This window comes from Nocardia sp. AB354 (assembly GCF_049538315.1).
In the GTDB taxonomy this organism is placed as follows: Bacteria; Actinomycetota; Actinomycetes; order Mycobacteriales; family Mycobacteriaceae; genus Nocardia; species Nocardia nova.
Genome location: NZ_JBMVFU010000058.1, coordinates 1 through 2,024 on the forward strand (window position 1 = coordinate 1; position 2,024 = coordinate 2,024).

Consider the following 2,024-nt stretch of genomic DNA (forward strand, 5'->3'; position numbering starts at 1 on the left):
TTGCGGATGCAGTTGCCCATCGGGTCGATAACGACGCCGGCATCGTCGACACAGCGGCGAGCGACGAACAGTGTGTCATTGTGGGCGGAAGCGATGATCGGAACGACGGCCCGATGTACCGCTTCGAGAGCCGATGTGGCGCTGCGGATTCAGACACCACTTGCGGTTGGTGGTTCTCCATCGACATGTGAGCTTCCGTCCCCCGAAAAACTTCAGATACTGCTTTGTCGGTGGTCATACGGAATACCGAACACCGGTGAGGTCCTCGGACATCTCCCATAATCTGCGCTGAAGCAGGGCATTGCGGGAGGTGGCAGACGAGCTGACGATCCGGGGATGGCCTCGTAGTTCGCCCAGTCCTCTGGGACCGAAGTATTGGCCGCCTACAACTGCGGGATCCGTTGCGGCGCGCAATATCGGCAGTGCTCCCATCGCCGCGCCTTGACGCAAACTGCCGAGCAGTCTGTTCTGCAGCCGTATGGATATCGGGGCGTCCCTAACGAGTTGTGTCTTCGTCGTGCCCGGGTGCGCTGCCACGGCGATGGCGTTCGTACCTGAGGCCGCAGCCAGCCGACGTTGGAGTTCGTATGTGAAGAGCAGGTTTGCGAGCTTGGCCTGGCCGTAGGCGTGTACCCACTTGTAGGGACGCCGTTGCCAGTGTGGGTCGGCGAAGTCGATGCCGTCACCAGCCATGCGGTGGCCGAAACTGCTCACGGTCACGATTCGGGCTCCGGGTGTGTTCGTTAGCATGTCCAAGAGCAAGCCTGTCAGCGCGAAGTGCCCGAGGTGACACACGCCGAAGTGGAGTTCGAAGCCCTCCTCGGTGGATCCCTTCGTAAACGCGACCAGCCCCGCGTTGTTGATCAACAGGTCAATGCGGGGGTAGCTTGCGCGCAGTTCGGCGGCCGCGGATCTGACAGATCGCATGGATGCGAGATCGAGCTGCTGCACGCTGACGGTAGCGCCGGGTTGAGAGTCGGCGATTCTGGCGGCAGCTTCGGTTCCCGCGCCGATGTCTCGCACGGCGAGCACCGTGCGGGCTCCGCGACGCGCAAGAGCAGCGGCGATCTCGTACCCAATACCCGAATTAGCGCCTGTTACAACGACAGTGCGCCCCGATTGATCCGGTATCGCGTCAGCCGTCCAACGCTGACGCCGGTTCATTTTCATTTCACCTCGCTCACGTCGGGGGACCGGATACTTCTCCAGTAGGGTCGTAGCGGTTGGTCAGGTATCCGGAGTCGGCCGACCCTGCGAATCGCAGTGCTGCCCAACAGATCTGAGTCGACCTCATCGCCACGCGTGGTAAAAGGCCGGGCTCCGGATACTCCCAATACTCGACGAGCTTTCCGTTGTCGATACGGTACACCTGGGCCAGGACGTAGCTCAGCTTCTCGCCGTCACGTTCGAGGTGGTGGCGAACAATAGCGACCTCGATGCGATCGTTGGCCACGATGTCGATCAGTTCGTCCCGATCTGTGCCGCCGCTGATCTCCATGAATTTCTGGTACATGCGTAGGCCCTCGTCCGCGCCGGACCAGTCGCCACTGATCTGGGTGTCACCGGGTTCGTGCCACACGATGTCGCGGTCGACGAGGTCACGGTAGGACGCTGTCGTCGCCGCTGATGAATGACTCATAGAGCTTGCGCAGGGCGGCCTCGTTGGGATGGATTTCTGTCATGACGCGTCTCTTTCCGGTGAGTGTGGTCGAAAGTCAGCTCGGGGGCGGACCACATGGGGGAACCGCGGTGACGTTGATGTGGTAGGTCTAGGTCGTGTTTCCCGATAGTGTTTGTCGGTCGGCCCGCTGTGTGGGGCCGATCGGGCACCATGTTCGCCGTGGTGGCGGTGGTGGGTGATCGGTATCGGGTGCTGACGGACAGGCAATGGGAGCTGCTGGAGCTGTTGTTGCCGAAATCCGAAGGGCGCGTTGGCCGTAATTTCTCCGAGAATCGCAGGATCGTGGAGGGGATGCTGTATCGGCTGGGCGCCGGTGTGCCGTGGCGAGTTCTGCCGGAGGTCT

General features: G+C 61.6%; 4 protein-coding genes. 2 read left to right on the forward strand and 2 right to left on the reverse strand.

All coding sequences use genetic code 11. The annotated features are described in order from the left end of the window. On the forward strand, window positions 1-191 hold a 191-nt coding region (locus tag ACPCUW_RS35035), incomplete at its 5' end, for a hypothetical protein (protein WP_423429679.1). Window positions 192-234: 43 nt separating this feature from the next. Here the strand turns inward: ACPCUW_RS35035 and ACPCUW_RS35040 are convergent. After that, the gene (locus tag ACPCUW_RS35040; protein WP_423429680.1) at window positions 235-1,170 is read right to left on the reverse strand and encodes an oxidoreductase; all 936 of its coding nucleotides are present in this window, start codon (window positions 1,168-1,170) and stop codon (window positions 235-237) included. A gap of 10 nt (window positions 1,171-1,180) precedes the next feature. Continuing rightward, window positions 1,181-1,639, reverse strand: coding sequence for a nuclear transport factor 2 family protein (locus ACPCUW_RS35045; RefSeq protein ID WP_423429681.1), 459 nt, complete (start codon window positions 1,637-1,639; stop codon window positions 1,181-1,183). Window positions 1,640-1,840: 201 nt separating this feature from the next. Here ACPCUW_RS35045 and ACPCUW_RS35050 point away from each other — a divergent pair. Continuing rightward, window positions 1,841-2,024 (forward strand): transposase (locus tag ACPCUW_RS35050; RefSeq protein WP_423429682.1); only part of this gene is annotated, 184 nt, incomplete at its 3' end.

What these genes read in the sequence shown, in the direction of transcription:
- ACPCUW_RS35040 (WP_423429680.1), bottom strand. Translation starts at nt 1,170, where the DNA reads ATGAAAATGAACCGGCGTCAGCGTTGGACGGCTGACGCGATACCGGAT.
- ACPCUW_RS35045 (WP_423429681.1), bottom strand. Translation starts at nt 1,639, where the DNA reads ATGAGTCATTCATCAGCGGCGACGACAGCGTCCTACCGTGACCTCGTC.